The 17,889-nt window shown below is 68.8% G+C and carries 14 protein-coding genes; 8 read left to right on the top strand and 6 right to left on the bottom strand.

What is annotated here, in order from left to right; all coding sequences use genetic code 11:
• Nucleotides 1–1,008: a homoserine kinase gene (locus AC1Q9M_RS04965; protein ID WP_382323740.1), complete on the top strand. Its 1,008-nt coding sequence runs from the start codon at nucleotides 1–3 to the stop codon at nucleotides 1,006–1,008.
• 13 nt (nucleotides 1,009–1,021) lie between these two features.
• Nucleotides 1,022–1,801 (top strand): BPSS1780 family membrane protein, encoded by a 780-nt coding sequence (locus tag AC1Q9M_RS04970; protein ID WP_382323739.1) that lies wholly within the window; start codon nucleotides 1,022–1,024, stop codon nucleotides 1,799–1,801.
• On the opposite strand, the gene rarD is transcribed toward AC1Q9M_RS04970, so the two are convergent.
• Nucleotides 1,776–2,690: an EamA family transporter RarD gene (gene rarD, locus AC1Q9M_RS04975; protein ID WP_382323738.1), complete on the bottom strand. Its 915-nt coding sequence runs from the start codon at nucleotides 2,688–2,690 to the stop codon at nucleotides 1,776–1,778. The two genes, AC1Q9M_RS04970 and rarD, sit on opposite strands and share 26 nt — an antisense overlap.
• A gap of 110 nt (nucleotides 2,691–2,800) precedes the next feature.
• Between rarD and AC1Q9M_RS04980 the strand changes: the two genes are divergently transcribed.
• Nucleotides 2,801–3,280, top strand: a complete 480-nt coding sequence (locus tag AC1Q9M_RS04980) for an Lrp/AsnC family transcriptional regulator (protein WP_382159624.1) — start codon at nucleotides 2,801–2,803, stop codon at nucleotides 3,278–3,280.
• Nucleotides 3,281–3,283: 3 nt separating this feature from the next.
• Nucleotides 3,284–4,402 carry a DUF418 domain-containing protein gene (locus AC1Q9M_RS04985; protein ID WP_444688182.1) on the top strand — a complete coding sequence of 373 codons (1,119 nt, stop codon included), beginning with the start codon at nucleotides 3,284–3,286 and terminating at the stop codon, nucleotides 4,400–4,402.
• 54 nt (nucleotides 4,403–4,456) lie between these two features.
• Here the strand turns inward: AC1Q9M_RS04985 and AC1Q9M_RS04990 are convergent, their stop codons facing one another.
• Nucleotides 4,457–6,703, bottom strand: a complete 2,247-nt coding sequence (locus AC1Q9M_RS04990; RefSeq protein ID WP_444688183.1) for a PhoX family protein — start codon at nucleotides 6,701–6,703, stop codon at nucleotides 4,457–4,459.
• Between the two features lie 116 nt (nucleotides 6,704–6,819).
• A complete protein-coding gene (locus tag AC1Q9M_RS04995; protein WP_444688184.1) occupies nucleotides 6,820–8,058 on the bottom strand; it encodes a glycosyltransferase family 4 protein in 1,239 nt (412 codons plus the stop codon).
• Nucleotides 8,059–8,182: 124 nt separating this feature from the next.
• On the opposite strand from AC1Q9M_RS04995, the gene AC1Q9M_RS05000 reads away from it, so the two are divergent.
• Nucleotides 8,183–8,788 (top strand): DUF962 domain-containing protein, encoded by a 606-nt coding sequence (locus AC1Q9M_RS05000; protein WP_382159636.1) that lies wholly within the window; start codon nucleotides 8,183–8,185, stop codon nucleotides 8,786–8,788.
• Between the two features lie 4 nt (nucleotides 8,789–8,792).
• On the opposite strand, the gene AC1Q9M_RS05005 is transcribed toward AC1Q9M_RS05000, so the two are convergent.
• Nucleotides 8,793–10,439, bottom strand: coding sequence for an aminotransferase class III-fold pyridoxal phosphate-dependent enzyme (locus AC1Q9M_RS05005; protein ID WP_492432671.1), 1,647 nt, complete (start codon nucleotides 10,437–10,439; stop codon nucleotides 8,793–8,795).
• 61 nt (nucleotides 10,440–10,500) lie between these two features.
• On the opposite strand from AC1Q9M_RS05005, the gene asd reads away from it, so the two are divergent.
• Nucleotides 10,501–11,397 (top strand): archaetidylserine decarboxylase, encoded by an 897-nt coding sequence (asd, locus tag AC1Q9M_RS05010; RefSeq protein ID WP_492432673.1) that lies wholly within the window; start codon nucleotides 10,501–10,503, stop codon nucleotides 11,395–11,397.
• Here asd and arsC read toward each other — a convergent pair whose 3' ends face one another.
• Entirely contained in the window at nucleotides 11,398–11,766 is a 369-nt protein-coding gene (gene arsC / locus AC1Q9M_RS05015) for an arsenate reductase (glutaredoxin) (RefSeq protein ID WP_382323733.1), read from the bottom strand.
• Between the two features lie 68 nt (nucleotides 11,767–11,834).
• On the opposite strand from arsC, the gene AC1Q9M_RS05020 reads away from it, so the two are divergent.
• Nucleotides 11,835–13,985 (top strand): PhoX family protein, encoded by a 2,151-nt coding sequence (locus tag AC1Q9M_RS05020; RefSeq protein WP_492432675.1) that lies wholly within the window; start codon nucleotides 11,835–11,837, stop codon nucleotides 13,983–13,985.
• Nucleotides 13,986–13,995: 10 nt separating this feature from the next.
• Here the strand turns inward: AC1Q9M_RS05020 and AC1Q9M_RS05025 are convergent, their stop codons facing one another.
• Nucleotides 13,996–16,419 carry a UvrD-helicase domain-containing protein gene (locus AC1Q9M_RS05025; protein ID WP_492432677.1) on the bottom strand — a complete coding sequence of 808 codons (2,424 nt, stop codon included), beginning with the start codon at nucleotides 16,417–16,419 and terminating at the stop codon, nucleotides 13,996–13,998.
• Between the two features lie 231 nt (nucleotides 16,420–16,650).
• Here AC1Q9M_RS05025 and AC1Q9M_RS05030 point away from each other — a divergent pair, with 231 nt between their 5' ends.
• Entirely contained in the window at nucleotides 16,651–17,628 is a 978-nt protein-coding gene (locus tag AC1Q9M_RS05030) for a GMP reductase (RefSeq protein ID WP_382159653.1), read from the top strand.
• The last annotated feature ends 261 nt before the right edge of the window (nucleotides 17,629–17,889 follow it).

Genomic DNA, 17,889 nt, shown 5'->3' on the forward strand with positions numbered 1-17,889 from the left:
ATGGCCGTTTACACCGAAGTCGCGTTCGACGAAGCCGCTGCCCTCCTGCACACCCTCCAACTGGGCGACCTCACGGACCTCAAGGGCATCCAGGGTGGCATTGAAAACACCAACTATTTCGTGACCAGCGAGCGCGACGGCGCCACGCTGGAGCATGTGCTCACCGTGTTCGAGCGCCTGGGCTTCGAGCAGTTGCCGTTCTACCTGCACCTCATGAAGTTCCTCGCCGAGCGCGGCATTCCGGTGCCCGCACCGGCGGCCAACGCCCAGGGCGAGATCCTGCTCAAGGTGCAGGGCAAGCCGGCCGCCGTGGTGGCCAGGCTGCGCGGCAAGAGCGATCTGGCCCCCGGCGTGGCGCAATGCGAGGCGGTGGGCGCCATGCTCGCGCGCATGCACCTGGCCGGGCGCGAGTTCTCCATGAGCCAGCCCAACCTGCGTGGCCTGCCCTGGTGGAACGAGACGGCGCCGGTGGTGCTGCCCTTCCTCACCCCCAGCCAGGCCGATCTGCTGCGCTCGGAACTGGCCTACCAGAACCACGTGGCCCAGGGCCCCGCCTACGCGGCCCTGCCGCGCGGCCCGGTGCACGCCGACCTGTTCCGCGACAACGCCCTGTTCGAGGACGGTGTGCTCACCGGCATCTTCGACTTCTATTTCGCCGGCTGCGACACCTTCCTGTTCGACATCGCCGTCTGCCTCAACGACTGGTGCGTGCTGCACGACGAGGACCACGACGGCTCGCTGGACACGCCGCGCTCGCTCGCCCTGCTCGCGGCCTACCAGGCGGTGCGCCCCCTCACGGCGGCCGAGCGCAGCCTGCTGCCCGCGCTGCTGCGCGCGGGCGCCCTGCGCTTCTGGATCTCCCGCCTGTGGGACCTGCACCTGCCGCGCGAAGCGGCGCTGCTGCAGCCCCACGACCCCGGCCACTTCGAGCGCGTGCTGCGCGCCCGGGTGCGCGACACCCCCGCCCTGGCGGCCCTGGTGCGCGACGACGCGCTGCAGTCCGCCTGAGCCCGCCCCCTGCATGAAACTCCACATCGTTCCCGCCCGCACCGGCTTCCAATGGGTCAAGCTCGGAGCGCAGACCTTCTTCCGCCAGCCTCTGGCGATGGCGGGCCTGTTCTTCATGTTCATGGCCACGGTCTCGGTGCTGTCGCTGGTGCCGGTCATCGGCACCCTGCTCTCGCTCGCGCTGGTGCCGGCGGCCACGCTGGGCCTCATGGCCGCCAGCCGCGAGGCCCAGCAGGGCCGCTTCCCGATGCCGACCACCATGGTGACGGCCTTTCGCGCCGGGCCGGCGAACACCCGGTCCATGCTCATCCTGGGCGCGATGTACGCCGCCGCCCTGATGCTGGTGTTCGGCGTGGGCGCGCTGTTCGCGCCCGACGTGGCGCCGGCGGTGGAGTTGCCCGATGGCGAGGTCACGCCCGAACGGGTGCGCGCCATGTTCAACAACCCGGGCCTGTGGGCCGCGCTGGTGCTGTACGTGCCGGTGGTCATGGCCTTCTGGCACGCGCCCGCGCTGGTGCACTGGCACAAGGTGACGCCGCTCAAGAGCCTGTTCTTCAGCCTGATGGCCTGCTGGGCCAACAAGGGCGCCATGCTGCTCTACGGCCTGGGCTGGATGGCCGTGATCATGATGGCCGGCGTGGTGATGAACCTGCTGGCCGTGCTGCTGGGCGGCACCGCCCTGCTCAACCTGGTGATCTACCCCATGGTGCTGCTGCTGGCGGCCATGTTCCACACCTCGATCTGGTTCACCGTGCGCGACAGCTTCGTCACCGAGGAAGGGCCTGCGGCCTGAGGGCGCGCAGGCTCAGCAGGCCTTCGCAGGCCAGCAGCCCGATCGCGGCCCAGATGCTGCCGTAGGTGAGCCACTGGCTCTGCGCGATGCGCTCGCCCAGCAGCAGCGACACCACCACCAGCAGCGCCGGCTCCACATAGCTCAGCAGGCCGAACAGGCCCAGCTTGAGGCGCTGGTTGGCCGTGATCATGAAGGCCAGCGCCACCGCGCTGAGCACGCCCAGCACGAGGATGCCCAGCACCGGGTGCCGCAGCGCGCCTGCGCCCTCGGGCAGCGGCGCGGCGATGAACCACAGCCCCACCGGCAGGCTCAGCACCATGTCGAACCACATGCCGCCCAGGTGGTTGGTGCGCAGCACGCGCCGCAGCGCGAAATAGCAGGGGTAGCCCAGCGCCACCACGAAGGCCGGCCAGGACACCCGGGGCGCGTACAGCAGCTCGTTCACCACCCCCAGCGCGGCCAGCGCGCAGGCCACCAGCTGCCAGCGCGTGATGCGCTCGCCGAAACACACGCGACCGGTGAGCACCAGGGTCAGCGGCAGCAGGAAATAGCCCAGCGACACGTCCAGCCCATGGCCGTTGATGGGCGCCCACATGAACAGCCACAGCTGCACGCCCAGCAGCGCGGACGACAGCAGCATGGCCAGCCAGAGCACCGGGCGCTCGCGCAGGCGTTGCCAGAGCTCGGTGATCTCCGCGCCTCGCCGCGACAGCAGGATGAAGGCGCCCAGGAAAGGCGCGGTCAGCAGGATGCGCCAACCATAGATGCCGGCACCCCCCAGCGGCGCGAGCAGCGTGGCGTGGAAGTACATCAACGCGAACAGGACCGAGGCGGTGAGGGAGTAGGCGACGCCGGATGCCGTGTCGGCGGGACTGGAGGAGGAGGTCATCGGGACAAAGCGGTATCGGCTGGAACACGAAATGCTATTTCCATTCAGCGCATTCAGATTCGATAATTCGCGCCTTCAACGCAACGTTATTGCAAGCTGGACGCACCGCCATGACCGCCCCCGCCCCGCTGGACGCCTTCGACCGCCAACTCATCGCCCTGCTTCAGGAAGACTGCCGGATGCCGCAGGCCGAACTGGGCGCGCGCGTGCACCTGTCCGCCGCCGCGGTGAACCGCCGCATCAAGCGCCTGACCGAGCAGGGCGTGATCGAACGTTTTGCCGCGCAGGTGCGGCCCGAGGCCCTGGGCTACCCGCTCACCATCGTGGTGGAGGTGCAGGTGGAGAACGAGCGCATGGACCTGCTGGACGCCATGAAGCAGGCCTTCCTGCGCTGCCCCTTCATCCAGCAGTGTTACTACGTCGCCGGTGAATGCGATTTCGTGCTGATCTTCGCGGTGCGCGACATGGGCCACTACACCGAGCTCACGCGAGAGCTGTTCTTCGAGAACCACAACGTGAAGCGCTTCAAGACCCTGGTCACCATGGGCCGGCTCAAGACCGGCACGCAGATGCCGGTCGACGGGGCCTGAGCCATGCCCCCCCACAACCTCCAACGCCCCCGGGAGACGCTGCCGGACGCCCTGCGCGCCCTCGCCCTGATCTCGGTGCTGGTGGTCAACGCCATCGGCTACGCCTCCGCGCCCTGGGGGCCGACCCTGGGCTTTCGCACCCCGCCCGACAGCGCCTGGGCCTCGGTGACCCAGGGCCTCGTGGCCGCCCTGCTGCACGGCAAGGGCTACACCACGCTGGCCTTCGTCTTCGGCATGGCGCTCTGGCTCGCCGCCCGAGGCCGCCCCAGGGCCGAAGCGCTGCAGCGCGGCCAGCGGCGCCAGCGCCGCCTGCTGCAGCTGGGCATCTTCCACGGCGCGTTCCTCTACTTCGGCGACATCCTCACGCTCTACGCCCTGGTCGGCCTGCCGTTGCTGCGCCGCCTGCACCTGCCCTGGGGCGCGTTCCGCCGCCACCTCTGGCGCGCACTGGGCTGGGCGGTGCTGGCCAAGCTGGTGTTGCTGGGGTTCATCCTGGTGGCCGCCGACAGCCCGGCCCGGGCAGACACGCCCTCGCTCTCGACCGTCCAGGGCGCCTGGGCCTTCTTCCAGCTCAACGCCGGCTTCTACGCGGTGATCCAGATCGTGGCCCTGATCGTCGGCGGGCCGGTGATGTACCTGTGCATGGTGGGCGGGGTGGCCGCGGCGCGCCTGCGGCTGCTGACCCACCGCCGATGGCGGCCGCTGTGGCGGCGCGGGCTGCGGCTGGCGGGCCCGCCCTTGCTCGTGCTGAGCATCGCCTATGGGTGGGCCTGGGCGGCGCACGACGCGGCGACGGACATCAACCCATGGATCGAGGCGCTCGGCGACCTGATCGCGCTGCCCGTGGCCGCCTGCTACCTCGCGGTCGTGGTCCTGGCGTCCGATGGGGGCCGGGCGCGCTGGTGCGGGTGGCTCGCCCCGCTCGGGCAGCGCACCCTCACGCTGTATGTGGGCCACAGCGTCCTTTGCCTGGTGCTGCTCTCGGGCGCGGGTTGGGCGCTGGCGCCCACGACGCTGCAGACCGTGCTGGGCTGCCTGGGCCTGTGGCTGCTGGCCCTGGCGGCGGCCCGGCTCAGCGGCCACCGGCGATGGCCGCTGGAGGCGTGGCTGGCTCGCCGCTGACGCAAAAAAAAAGCCCGGCAGAGCCGGGCTTTTTTTTTCAGTGGCCCGAAGGCGTCACTGGCCGATCACGCCGCCGTCGGTGCGGGTGATGACGATGGTGGCCGAACGCGGGCGGCCCGGCGGGCCGTAAGGCGCGCTGGGCGAGTTGCCCGGCCACTGGCTCTGAAAAGCGAACGGGCCGGCGCCCAGCGCGGGCGTGTTCTCGCCCGGGTGCTGGATGTTCACGAAGATCGCGCGGCCGTCGGCCGACTCGGTGATGCCCGTGACTTCCGCGCCCTTGGGCGAGACCATGAAGCGGCGCAGCTTGGCCTCCCCCAGCGCGGCGCCGATGAAGGTGTTCTGCGTGCCGTTGACACCGCCCAGGCTGTTGTTCACCGTGATCGCACTGCCATCGCCCACCGCGCCCGGAATCGCGGCCAGCAGCATGCAGTTGCTCTGGTCGGTGTAGGCGCCGTCGTCGGTCTGGATCCAGCAGATGCCGGTGGCCTTGCTGAACCACAGGCCGTCGGGCGACGAGAAGTCGTTCTTCGCGGTCAGGCCCGAGAGGTTGATGTTCGCGCCCGCATCGGCTTCCGCGCCGAACAGGAAGATGTCCCACTTGAAGGAGGTGGCCGAGGACGCGCCGGCGGTTTCCTTGAAGCGCACGATGTGGCCGTTGGGGTTGCCGGTCTGTGCGCGACCGTCGTTGTCGGCGTACGAACGCGGGTTGGCGCCGTTGGTGCCGGTCACCGGACGGCTGGCCGCGTTGCTGTTGGTCATGGTGAAGTAGATCTCGCCATTGGCCGGGTTCACCGCGCCCCACTCCGGGCGGTCCATCTTGGTGGCGCCGACGGCGTCGGCGGCGTGGCGCGCGTTGATCAGCACGTCGGCCTGGTTGGCGAAGACGTAGGTGGCGTAGCCGCTGATCAGCGGGTTGGCGATGTTGAGCTCGATCCACTCGCCGCTGCCGTTGTCGTTGAACTTCGCGACGTACAGCTTGCCTTCGTTGAGGTAGCGGTCACCGGCGGCCATGCCACCGCCCACGTCGGAAGCGCGCCACACGGCGGCGGAGACGAACTTGTAGATGTACTCGTTGCGCGAATCGCAACCCATGTAGAAGGCCAGCGGCTGGCCGACCACCGGAATGCCACAGACCGCGGCCTCGTGCGCGAAGCGGCCCAGGGCCACGCGTTTGGCGGGCGTGCCGCTGGTCAGCGGGTCGATCTCGACGATGTAGCCGAAGGTGTTGGGCTCGTTGCGGAAGTCCTGCGCGGCGGTGGCGCCGGGTGCCGACACGTCCCAGCGGCCGAAGCGGTTGTCGGTGGCGGCCGTGGCGGTGTTGGACCAGCCTTGCGAGCCGGCGGTGGCGCCGGCATTGGGCGCGCGCATCACGCCATAACGCAGGCGCGAGGCCTTGGTCTTGGCGTCCACGTCCACCGAACCACCGGGCATGAAGAAATAGGCAGCCCAGTTTTCTTCGCAAGCCAGGTAGGTGCCCCAGGGCGTCTTGCCGTGGCCGCAGTTGTTCAGCGTGCCGCGCGAGGTGGCGCCGGTGGTGTCGTAGGCCGTCACCATGAAGCTCTTGATGGCCGCCAGGTGCGCGGCCGGGCCGTCGATGCGCATGAGCGACTGGCCGGTGACGCGGCGGTTGTAGAGCGAGTCCAGCTTGTATTCCCACTGGCCAGCGCCGTTCTTGCCCACTTCCACCACCGACACGCCGTGGTGGTTGATTTCCTTGAGCACTTCCAGCTCGGGCCGCACGCCCAGGTCCCAGCTGTCGAACTGGCTGAACTTCTTGCCCGCCACGCCGCCCGAGGTCTGGCCGCTGGGGTGGAAGAAGTGCGCATCGGCCGAGCTCTCGTGGTTCATCACGAGCAGCGCGCGCGTGGTCTCCGTGGCCGAGTAGTTGCCGCTGCCGTTGACGTAGAACAGGTCCATGCCGTCGTGGTGGTCGCCCACGCGCATGGTCCATTCGTCGGTCTCGGTACCGAGGTTGGTGTAAGCCGGGATGCTGGAGACCAGGCGGTCACCGGTGGCGTGCACCACCTTGTAGGTGTAGCCGGCGGGCAGGATCACGTCGTCGAGCAGGCTCTTGTCGATGGCCGTGAAGCCCAGGCCCGGGGCCGGAGCGGGTGCGGGGGCCGGAGCGGGCGCATCGCTGCCGCCACCACACGCGGCCAGGAAGGGAATGGACGAGACGGCGGCCAGGCCCACGCCACCGCGGATCAGGTTGCGGCGGGACAGCGTGGCGCGTTCCAGCACCTGCTGGAAGTGTTCGTTCGGGGAGTCGTTGAGGTTTTCTTCGGGATCGTGGTGGGACATGGTCGCTCCGGGGTTACAAAAAAATGCATCCGCAGTGTGTGTGTCCCACATGACCCTTCCGTGACTGTCGCAATGACCGAGCAACGCGCTTCGGCAAACGCGTTGTCATCAAGCCTTCACACGGCGGGCAAGGTGTGGCGACGCGCGGCGACCACCGGGCTCGCCGGCGTGCCCAGCGTCTGCAGGAACAGCGCCTCCACCTGCAGCGCGATCTGCTGCCAGTCGAGCTGCGCCACCTGGGCGCACGCGAGCGTGCTGGCCTGCGCCAGGCGCGCGGGATCGCGCGCCAGGCCGGCGGCCAGGGCCGGGTAGGCCTCGTCGTCGCCCAGCGGCACCAGCCAGCCGTTGGCCTCGTGCCGCACCCAGTCGGCCGCGGCCGCGGTGTCGAAGGCCAGCACGGGCAGCCCGCTGGCCAGGGCCTCGATGGTCACGTTGCCGAAGGTCTCGGTGACGCTGGGGAACAGGAAGAGATCGGCCGAGGCGTAGTACGTGGCCAGTTCCTCGTGCCGCCGCATGCCCGCGAACACCGCCTGCGGACAGCGCTGGCGCAGGCTCTCGCGCAAAGGCCCGTCGCCCACGAAGACCAGCTTCACATCGGGGTGGGCCGCCTGCATCGCCTCGAAGGCGCGCAGCACCATGTCCAGGTTCTTCTCGGCGGCCAGGCGCCCCACGACCAGCAGCACCAGGCTGTTGGCGGTGGCGCCCCATTGCGCGCGCAACGCCTCGCTGCGGCGGTCGGGCCGGAACAGCTGCGTGTCCACGCCGCGCGCGACCACCTGCACGTTGTTGAAGCCCCCTGCCATGAGTTCGGCGCGCAGCGCCTGGGTGGGCACCATGGTGAGCCGCGTGAGGTTGTGGAACTTGCGCAGATAGGCCACGATGGGCTTGCGCAGCCAGCCCACGCCGTAGTGCTGGCTGTAGGCATGGAAGTTGGTGCGGAAGTCGGACGTGACCGGCAGGCGCAGGCGGCGCGCGGCCTGCAGCGCCGACCAGCCCAGCGGCCCTTCGGTGGCGATGTGCACCAGGTCGGGCCGCTTGAGCGTCCAGGCCTGGATCAGCGCGCGCTTGCCCGGCAGGCCGAGCTTGAGCTCGGGGTAACGCGGGATCGGCATGCCGCGCATCAGCAATTCCTCGAAACCGGTGTGCTGCAGCGCCTCGTCCGCCCGCGTCTGGCGCGGCCGGATCAGCTGCACCTGGTGGTTGCGCGCGCACAGGCCCTGCACCAGCTTCGAGAGCGTGAGCGAGACGCCATTGATTTCGGGCGGCCAGGTCTCGGTCACCACCGACAGGCGCATCGAGGGGCTGCTGGCCGGGTATTCCTCCACCAGGATCTGATCTGAGTGCACTTCGGTCATGCGGCCATCTTCCCGGGGCATTGCAACAGTCTGATGACAGCGCGCGGCTGTCACCGGGTTTTCACACGCGCGAACCAACATGACAGGCGTTTGACGCCACCCCTAGCAACCCTCTGGAGCCACCGTGAACGATTTTTTCAAGACCCTTGAAGTCCAGCGCTGGGACGACCACCGCTATTACCACCACAGCCGCATCAACCAGACGCTGCACTTCATCAGCGCCATGAGCTTCGTGGTGGCTTATGCCCTGCTGTGGACCGACCCCGTGCTGTCGGCGCTGATCGCCTGGCTCGTGTCCATGACCAGCCGCCAGGCCGGCCATTTCTTCTTCGAGCCCAAGGGCTACGACCACGTGAACCAGGCCACGCACGAACACAAGGAAGAGATCAAGGTCGGTTACAACCTGCGCCGCAAGGTGGTGCTGATGGCCCTGTGGGCCGGCACGCCGCTGCTGGTGTGGGCCGCTCCCGGCGTGTTCGGCCTGTTCGAGCCGCACACGGACGGCATGTCGTTCATCCGCCAGGTGGGCGCGCTGTGGCTCGCGCTGGGCGTGGGCGGCCTGCTGTTCCGCACCGTGCACCTGTTCTTCATCGCCGACGTGAAGACCGGCCTGGTGTGGATGACCAAGATCCTCACCGACCCGTTCCACGACATCAAGCTGTACTACAAGGCGCCGCTGTACCTGATGCGCGGCCAGCTGATCGACCCCGGCATCGCCCAGCGCAGCTGAGCCCTCAGCGCCCCAGGTGCTGCCACATCTCGCGCAGCACCTGGCGCCGGATCGCCTTGTGCGTCAGTTCCGGCGCGCGCCACCACCAACCCTGGGTCTGCATGTCCCGCGCGGCGGCCACGAAGCGCCGCAGCACCTCCTCGAAGTCGCCGTCGTGCAGGTTCAAACCGAAGATCAGCCGCCCCGTGCCCACCCAGCTCAAGGCCAGCCCATGCCAGCGCAGGAAGTACTGGAGCATCCAGTGGTAACGACCGGGTTCGGTGTAGGTGAGCGTCCAGATGCTCTGCAGGTTCGCCGCGCGCACCGGGAAGCCCTCGGCGGCCATGGTGTCGTTGAAGCGCTTCGCGCGCGCGTCCCACTTCGTGTCCTGGTCCTCGTACAAGGCCTGGATCTCCGGCGTCTGCAGGCGGCGCAGGAAGGCGTTCATGCCACCCATCACGTAGGGGTGCGCGTTGAAGGTGCCGCGCGCGAAGCACACGTCGGCCGGGCGCTCGGGCCGGAAGCGCTTCATCAGATCGGCCCGGCCGCAGACCACGCCCACGGGGTAGCCCCCGGCCAGCGTCTTGCCGTAGGTGACCAGGTCGGCGCGCACACCGAAGTAGTCCTGCGCGCCACCGGGCGCGAGGCGAAAGCCCAGGAAGACCTCGTCGAAGATCAGCACGATGCCGCGCTCGGTGCAGACCTCGCGCAGTTGTTTCAGCCACGCGGTGTAGGCCGCGCGGTCGTAGCCCGCGCTGCGGCTGCCGTCCACCAGGGTGGAGTCGCCGGGCGCGTTGCGGTTCGGGTGCAGGGCTTGCAGCGGGTTGACCAGCACGCAGGCGATGTCGCGCCGCGTGCGCAGCACCTGCAGGCTTTTCTCGTCCATGTCCTTCAGGGTGTAGGTCTCGCGCGGCGGCATCGGGTTGCCGGGGCCGGGCTGCACGTCTTCCCACCAGCCGTGGTACGCGCCACAGAAGCGCACCAGGTTCTTGCGCCGCGTGTGGTAGCGGGCCAGCCGCACGGCCTGCATCACCGCTTCGGTGCCCGACATGTGGAACGACACCTGGTCCTGGCCCGAGATCGCCTTCAGGCGCGCGATGTTGTCCGCCACGCAGGGGTGGTAGGCGCCGAGCACCGGGCCCAGCGACTCGCCGATGCGCGCGCCCTCGGCCATACAGGCCTTGTAGAAGTCCACGCCGAACACGTTGACGCCGTAGGAGCCCGTGAGGTCGATGAAGCGGTTGCCATCCAGGTCGGTCACGTGGCTGCCCTCGGCGGACTGCACGAAGGCGCCCACCTTGAGCCGCTCGCGCACGATGGGGCTGAACTGGAAGGGCACGCGGTAGCTGCCGGTGAACTGCAGGTCGGCCAGGCCTTCGCGCGCTTCGGCGCTCAGCGCCAGGGTCTTCTCGTAGCGCTGGGCGAAGCCGGCGGCGAGCGTGTCGAACGAGGCGCGGCGCAGCTTGGCGATGTCGCCCGGCGCGCCATCGCAATCGAAGAAACGCGCCTCGTCGTAGGCGTAGCCGGGCAACCAGGTCGCCAGGCGCTTGGCCATGCGCGAATGGCCGGCCAGCGAGCGGTGTTTGGCCCGCGAAAGCTGCAGGCGCTGCCGCAGGTACGGCAGGGCCAGCACCAGCGAACCCAGGGGCAAGGCGTAAGGAAGGTAGGACATGCGGCAAGCGCTCCAGGGCGGTTGATGTGTGTCGTTTGTAGGTCTCCCACATGACGCACGTATGAATCTTTCAAGACAGCTGCAGCGCCTCGCGCTCAACGAAGACATCAACTTCCTGCTCACCAACCGCGTGCCGCGCGCGGCGCTCACGCGCTTCATGGGCTGGTTCAGCCGCATCCGCCACCCCTGGGTGCGCGACGCTTCCATGGCGGTGTGGCGCACCTTCACCGACATCGACCTGAGCGAGGCGAAGAAGACCTCGTTCCACAGCCTGCACGACTGCTTCGTGCGCGAACTCAAGCCCGGCCTGCGGCCGGTCGACCCGCGCCCCGAGGTGCTGGCCAGCCCCTGCGACGCCATCGTGGGCGCCTGCGGGCGCATCGGCGACGACCCGGGCGCCCAGGTGTTCCAGGCCAAGGGTTTCCCATACCCGCTCACCGACCTGCTGGGCCCCGATCCGCGCGCGCGCGCCATCATCGACACGCTGCGCGGCGGCAGCTATGTCACCTTACGACTCACCTCCAGCATGTACCACCGCTTCCACGCGCCCGCCGCGCTGGCGCTGGAGCACGTGACCTACCACAGCGGCGACACCTGGAACGTGAACCCCATCGCGCTCCAACGCATCGAGCGCCTGTTCTGCAAGAACGAGCGCGCCGCGCTGCACGCGCGCCTGGCCGACGGCACGCCGCTGCTGCTGGTGCCGGTGGCCGCCATCCTGGTGGCCAGCATGCGGCTGCGCGCGGTGGACGTGGCGCTCAACGCGCAATACCGGGGGCCGCACGAGCTGCCCTGCGACGCGCGCTACGACAAGGGCGAGGAGATGGGCTGGTTCGAACACGGTTCGACCATCCTGGTGTTCACGCCACCGGGCTTCGCCCTGTGCGAGGGCGTGGACACGGGCCACCGCATCCGCATGGGCGAAGCCCTGCTGCGGCGCGTGGCGGCTGCCGGCTGATCAGGCCGGCGGCAGGATCTCCAGCACGGTCTCGGCCGGGCGGCACACGCGCGTGCCCAGCGGCGTGACCACGATGGGCCGGTTCAGCAGGATGGGATGCTGCTCCATGAAGTCGAGCAACTGCTCGTCGCTCCACTTCGGATCGGCCAGACCGAGTTCTTCGTAAGGCGCGGCCTTGGTGCGCACGATGGTGCGCACCGAACCGCCCGTGGCCGCCGCGAGCTGCTTCAGGGTCTGGCGGCTGGGCGGGGTCTTGAGGTACTCGATGACCTGCGGCTCCAGGCCGCGCTCGCGGATCAGGGCGAGCGTGTTGCGCGAAGTCCCGCAGGCGGGGTTGTGAAAGAGGGTGATGGGGGTGGTCGTGTTCATGGCTGTCACGGAATTTTCACACGTCTTGCACATGATGCGCCGGTACCCCCCACCCCATCAGAATCACCATGTCCCACGACCACTTCAACGACGAAGACTCCAACACCAGCAGCAACCCCGCCTTCGACAGCGTGCTGCAGGCCCGCCTGAGCCGCCGCAGCCTGCTGCGTGGCGGCGTGGGCACAGCGGGCGCCGCCGCCCTGGGCGGCGCGGCGGCCCTGAGCGGCTGCGCCACCGCAGGCCCTGCCTCGCCGGTGCACAGCCTGGGCTTCACCCCCGTGGCCAAGACCATGGCGGACCAGGTGACCGTGCCCCCGGGCTACACCGCGCGCGTCATCTACGCGCTGGGCGACCCGCTCACCGCCAGCACCCCGGCCTTCAAGAACGACGGAACCGACACCGACTTCGGCCAGCGCGCCGGTGACCACCACGACGGCATCGAATGGTTCGGCCTGGACGCGGCCGGCCAGCCCTCGGACAGCTTCGCCTCGCGCGGCCTGCTGGCCATGAACCACGAAGCCACCACCGACGAAAAGCTCAGCTCCTTCTTCATCCACGCCAACGGCGGCACGGCCACCCTGCCCCGCCCGGCGGCCGAGATCGACAAGGAACTCATGATCCACGGCCTGTCCGTGGTCGAGGTGCAGACCGACGGCAAGGCCTGGGCCACGAAGCAGGCCTCGACCTTCAACCGCCGCGTGACCACCCTGACGCCCGTCGCCATCCACGGCCCGGCGCGCGGCAGCGAACACCTGGTGACCCGCTTCAGCACCGACGGCACGCAGGCGCGCGGCACGCTCAACAACTGCGGCACCGGCCGCACGCCCTGGGGCACCTACATCTCGGGCGAAGAGAACTGGTTCGGCTACTTCTTCCGCGACGCCAAGGACGACGACGCGCGCAAGAAGGACAAGCAGGTCCAGGCCCTCAACCGCTACGGCCGCAAGGCCGGCGCGGCCAGCCGCCACGGCTGGGAAAGCGGCGGCGCCAGCGACACCTACACGCGCTGGAACAACGGCGCCGTGGGCGCCAGCGCCAAGGACGACTTCCGCAACGAGATGAACACCTTCGGCTACATCGTCGAACTCGACCCCTACAACCCGGCCGGCGTGCTGCGCAAGCGCACCGCGCTGGGCCGCCTGGGCCACGAGAACGCGACCTTCGCGCGCGTGAGCGCCGGCCAGCCGGTGGTGGCCTACATGGGCGACGACTCGCGCGGCGAGTACATCTACAAGTTCGTCTCGGCCGCCAAGTGGGACCCCGCCGACGCCAAGCCCGCCAACCGCCTGGCCGCCGGCGACAAGTACCTCGACAAGGGCACGCTGTTCGTGGCGCGCTTCAAGGACGACGGCAGCGGCGAATGGCTGGAGCTCTCGATGGACAACCCGGTGATCGCCGGCAGCTCCTACTTCGAGTTCAAGAACGAGGCCGACGTGGCCATCTTCACCCGCCTCGCGGCCGACGCCGTGGGCGCCACCAAGATGGACCGCCCCGAATGGGCCGGCGTGAACCCGAAGAACGGCGAGGTCTACATCACCCTCACCAACAACAGCAACCGCACCCCGGCCACGGCCGATGCCGCGAACCCGCGCGCCTACACCGACCTGAAAGCCGGCAAGGAACAGAAGGGCAACGTGAACGGCCACATCGTGCGCCTGGCCGAGAAGGCCCCGGCGGACGCGGCCTTCCAGTGGGACATCTACCTCTTCGCGGCCGAAGCGGATGCCGACAAGTCGACCATCAACCTCTCCAACCTGAGCGACGAGAACGACCTCTCTTCGCCCGACGGCTTGGTGTTCAGCAAGGCCACGGGCGTGTGCTGGATCCAGACCGACGACGGCGCCTACACCGACAAGACCAACTGCATGCTGCTGGCCGCCCTGCCCGGCCAGCGTGGCGACGGCGCGCGCAAGACCCTGAGCCATGGCGACCGCCAAGTGACCACGCACGTGGGCAAGGCGCAGACCCCGGCCACGCTCAAGCGTTTCCTGGTGGGCCCCAAGGGCGCGGAGATCACCGGCATCACCGAAACGCCCGACGGCCGCGCGATCTTCGTGAACATCCAGCACGCAGGCGAGAACACCAAGATGGCCGACGTGAACGACCCGACGAAGTTCGAGAGCCAGTGGCCTTCGAGCGCGGGCTACGGCGCGGGCAAGCGCCCGCGTTCCGCCACCATCGTGATCACGAAGAACGACGGCGGCGTGGTCGGCACCTGAACGGCAAGGTTCAGATCGGGGTGAGCTTGGCCACGCTGAGGGCCAGCCACTTCGTGCCGTGGCGCGTGAAGTTCACCTGCGCGCGCGCGTCGTCGCCCGCGCCCTCCACCGCCAGCACCTTGCCCTCGCCGAACTTGTTGTGGAACACGGCCAGGCCGGCGCGGATCTCGGTGCCCCGGTCGGGCTCGGGCGCGGTCTGACCCAGGCCCTTGGGATCGCCGCGCTCCTTGAAGCCCGGTGACCACGAAGGCTGGAGCGCGGCCGGTGCACCGCCGAAACCGCGCCGCCCGTTCTGCCACTGACCCCCACCACCGCCGCCCATGGGCGCGGACCAGGCCGGCTGCGGCGGCGTGAGCCACTTCAGGCATTCCTCGGGCAGCTCGTCGAAGAAGCGGCTCTTGAGGTTGTAGCGCGTCTGGCCGTGCAGCATGCGCGTCTGCGAATGGCTGAGGTACAGGCGCTTGCGCGCGCGCGTGATCGCCACATACATCAGGCGGCGCTCTTCCTCCAGGCCGTCGCGGTCGCTCATCGAGTTCTCGTGCGGGAACAGGCCTTCTTCCATGCCGGTGATGAACACGCAGTCGAACTCCAGGCCCTTGGCCGCGTGCACCGTCATGAGCTGCACCGCGTCCTGCCCGGCCTGGGCCTGGTTGTCGCCGGACTCCAGCGCGGCGTGCGTGAGGAAGGCCGCGAGCGGGCTGAGCGTCTCGCCGGTTTCGGCGTCGGGCGCCAGTGGTTCGTCCACCACCGGCAGGTTCGGGTCCAGTCCCTGGCTCACCGGGCTCTGCGTGAGGGGCTTGCCCAGCTCGTCCACCGGCAGGGCCACGGCATCGCGGCCGAAGCCTTCGATGCTCACGAAGCTCTCGGCCGCGTTCACCAGTTCCTCCAGGTTTTCCACCCGGTCCTGCCCTTCGCGCTCGCCCCGGTAGTGCTCGATCAGGCCGCTGTGGGCCAGCACCAGCTCGATGATCTCGCGCAGCGTGCGCCCTTCGGTCTGCTCGCGCATCACGTCGAGCTTGGCCACGAAGGCGCTCACGGCCACGCCGGCGCGGCCGGTGACGGCGCTCACCGCATCGTGCAATGAACAGCCCGAGCTGCGCGCCACGTCCTGCAGTTGCTCGATGCTGCGCGCGCCGATGCCGCGCGGCGGGAAATTGACCACGCGCAGGAAGCTGGTGTCGTCGTGAGCGTTCTCCAGCAGCCGCAGGTAGGCCAGCGCGTGCTTGATTTCGGCGCGCTCGAAGAAGCGCAGGCCACCGTACACGCGGTACGGCACGGCGGCGTTGAACAAGGCGGTCTCCACCACGCGGCTTTGCGCGTTGCTGCGGTAGAGCACGGCCATCTCGCTGCGCGGCATGCCTTCGCGCGCGAGCTGCTTCATCTCGTCCACCATCCATTGCGCCTCGGCGAAATCGCTGGTGGCCTCGAACACGCGCACCGGCTCGCCCGCGCCCGCGTCGGTGCGCAGGTTCTTGCCCAGGCGGTGCGTGTTGTGGCTAATGAGCTGGTTGGCCGAGTCCAGGATGTTGCTCACGCTGCGGTAGTTCTGCTCCAGCTTGATCTGGTGGCGCACATTGAACTCGCGCACGAAGTCGGCCATGTTGCCCACGCGCGCGCCGCGGAAGGCGTAGATGCTCTGGTCGTCGTCGCCCACGGCGAACACCGCGTTGCCCGGGGAGGTGAGGCCTTCGAGCGGCGGCGCGCTGAACATCTTGATCCAGGCGTACTGCAGGCGGTTGGTGTCCTGGAACTCGTCGATCAGGATGTGGCGGAAGCGCCGCTGGTAGTGCTCGCGCACCGGGTCGTTGTCGCGCAGCACCTCGTAGCTGCGCAGCATGAGCTCGCCGAAGTCCACCACGCCCTCGCGCTGGCACTGCTCTTCGTAGAGCGCGTACAGCTCGATCTTCTTGCGCGTTTCCTCGTCGCGCGCGGGCACGTCGCGCGGGCGCTGGCCGTCTTCCTTGCAGCCGCTGATGAAGTACTGGATCTGCTTCGGGGGGTAGCGCTCGTCGTCCACGTTGAACTGCTTGCACAGCCGCTTGATGGCCGAGAGCTGGTCCTGCGTGTCCAGGATCTGGAAGGTGGCCGGCAGGTTGGCCAGCTTGTGGTGGGCGCGCAGGAAGCGGTTGCACAGGCCGTGGAAGGTACCGATCCACATGCCGCGCACGTTGATGGGCAGCATGGCCGAGAGGCGCGTCATCATTTCCTTGGCGGCCTTGTTGGTGAAGGTCACGGCCAGGATGCCCCCGGGCGAGACCTGGCCGCTCTGCAGCAGCCAGGCGATGCGGGTGGTGAGCACCCGCGTCTTGCCCGACCCCGCCCCCGCCAGGATGAGCGCGTGCTCGGCTGGCAGCAGCACGGCGGCCGACTGCTCGGCATTGAGGCCCGCGAGCAGCGGGGAGGCGGAGGGGGCGACGGGGTCTTCGAACAGCATGGGTCGATTGTAGGAAGCGGCCCGCCCTCCGGCGGGCCATACCGGCATCCGTATACACCTCATAACAAAAGGGCTTCACCGGCGGGCCGACCCGGGTTCTCCGGGGCGTCTACAATCGGGCACCGGGCCCAAGCTTCTTGCGCCCGGTTTTTTTTTGGCTCATCGCCAGAGAAGCCGGCCAGACCAAGCGCTCACCTGTTCAACAACAGCTTTCTGGAGCTTGGTTTCAAAATGGAAATCTTCGACTACGACAACGTCCTGCTTTTGCCGCGCAAGTGCCGCGTGGAGAGCCGTTCGGAATGCGACGCCGGCGTGGAGCTGGGCGGGCGCAAGTTCCGCCTGCCGGTGGTGCCAGCCAACATGAAGACGGTGGTGGACGTGCCGATCTGCACCTGGCTGGCGAAGAACGGTTACTTCTACGTGATGCACCGGTTCGACCTGGACAACGTGCAGTTCGTGCGCGACATGCGCGCCGAGGGCGTGTTCGCCTCGATTTCGCTGGGTGTGAAGGCACCCGACTACGCGACGGTGGACCGGCTGGTGGCCGAAGGCCTGGTGCCGGAGTACATCACGATCGACATCGCGCACGGCCATGCCGACAGCGTGAAGAACATGATCCGTTATCTGAAGGAGAAGCTGCCGGCGTCCTTCGTGATCGCGGGCAACGTGGCGACGCCGGAGGCGGTGATCGACCTGGAGAACTGGGGCGCGGACGCGACGAAGGTGGGCGTGGGCCCGGGCAAGGTGTGCATCACCAAGCTGAAGACGGGTTTCGGCACGGGTGGCTGGCAGTTGTCGGCGCTGAAGTGGTGCGCGCGCGTGGCGACCAAGCCGATCATTGCCGACGGCGGTATCCGCAGCCATGGCGACATTGCCAAGAGCATCCGTTTTGGCGCCTCGATGGTGATGATCGGTTCGCTGTTCGCGGGCCATGAGGAGTCGCCGGGTCTGACGGTGGAAGAGGACGGGGTGCGCTACAAGGAGTACTACGGCTCGGCCAGCGATTTCAACAAGGGCGAGTACAAGCACGTGGAGGGCAAGCGCATCCTGGAGCCGATCAAGGGCTCGCTGGCGGACACGCTGGTGGAGATGGAGCAGGACGTGCAGAGCTCGATCAGCTACGCCGGTGGCACCAAGCTGATGGATGTCCGCAAGGTCAACTACGTGATCCTGGGTGGGGACAACGCGGGTGAGCACCTCTTGATGTGATCTCTTTCGGGGCGTTTCGCGCGCCCTGCTTTCGCGGGCTCAGGAGCGCCCGGCGCTCTGCTCCGCGGGTGTCCCCCGACCCGGCTTCGCCGGGTCTCCTCCTTTACCCCGCTGCGCAGAACGCCGGACGCTCCCGAGCCAGAGTGATGTTGGCGTGCCCACGGACCGGGTACCACGAGGTCCTCGGGGGGGGGGGGGGGGGGGGGGGGGGGGGGGGGGGGGGGGGGGGGGGGGGGGGGGGGGGGGGGGGGGGGGGGGGGG

Source organism: Hydrogenophaga sp. GW823-FHT04C09 (assembly GCF_058796355.1).

What these genes read in the sequence shown, in the direction of transcription:
- AC1Q9M_RS04965 (WP_382323740.1), top strand. Translation starts at nt 1, where the DNA reads ATGGCCGTTTACACCGAAGTCGCGTTCGACGAAGCCGCTGCCCTCCTG.
- asd (WP_492432673.1), top strand. Translation starts at nt 10,501, where the DNA reads ATGAATCTTTCAAGACAGCTGCAGCGCCTCGCGCTCAACGAAGACATC.
- arsC (WP_382323733.1), bottom strand. Translation starts at nt 11,766, where the DNA reads ATGAACACGACCACCCCCATCACCCTCTTTCACAACCCCGCCTGCGGG.
- AC1Q9M_RS04970 (WP_382323739.1), top strand. Translation starts at nt 1,022, where the DNA reads ATGAAACTCCACATCGTTCCCGCCCGCACCGGCTTCCAATGGGTCAAG.
- AC1Q9M_RS04985 (WP_444688182.1), top strand. Translation starts at nt 3,284, where the DNA reads ATGCCCCCCCACAACCTCCAACGCCCCCGGGAGACGCTGCCGGACGCC.
- AC1Q9M_RS05005 (WP_492432671.1), bottom strand. Translation starts at nt 10,439, where the DNA reads ATGTCCTACCTTCCTTACGCCTTGCCCCTGGGTTCGCTGGTGCTGGCC.
- AC1Q9M_RS04995 (WP_444688184.1), bottom strand. Translation starts at nt 8,058, where the DNA reads ATGACCGAAGTGCACTCAGATCAGATCCTGGTGGAGGAATACCCGGCC.
- AC1Q9M_RS04990 (WP_444688183.1), bottom strand. Translation starts at nt 6,703, where the DNA reads ATGTCCCACCACGATCCCGAAGAAAACCTCAACGACTCCCCGAACGAA.
- AC1Q9M_RS04980 (WP_382159624.1), top strand. Translation starts at nt 2,801, where the DNA reads ATGACCGCCCCCGCCCCGCTGGACGCCTTCGACCGCCAACTCATCGCC.
- AC1Q9M_RS05020 (WP_492432675.1), top strand. Translation starts at nt 11,835, where the DNA reads ATGTCCCACGACCACTTCAACGACGAAGACTCCAACACCAGCAGCAAC.
- AC1Q9M_RS05025 (WP_492432677.1), bottom strand. Translation starts at nt 16,419, where the DNA reads ATGCTGTTCGAAGACCCCGTCGCCCCCTCCGCCTCCCCGCTGCTCGCG.
- AC1Q9M_RS05030 (WP_382159653.1), top strand. Translation starts at nt 16,651, where the DNA reads ATGGAAATCTTCGACTACGACAACGTCCTGCTTTTGCCGCGCAAGTGC.
- rarD (WP_382323738.1), bottom strand. Translation starts at nt 2,690, where the DNA reads ATGACCTCCTCCTCCAGTCCCGCCGACACGGCATCCGGCGTCGCCTAC.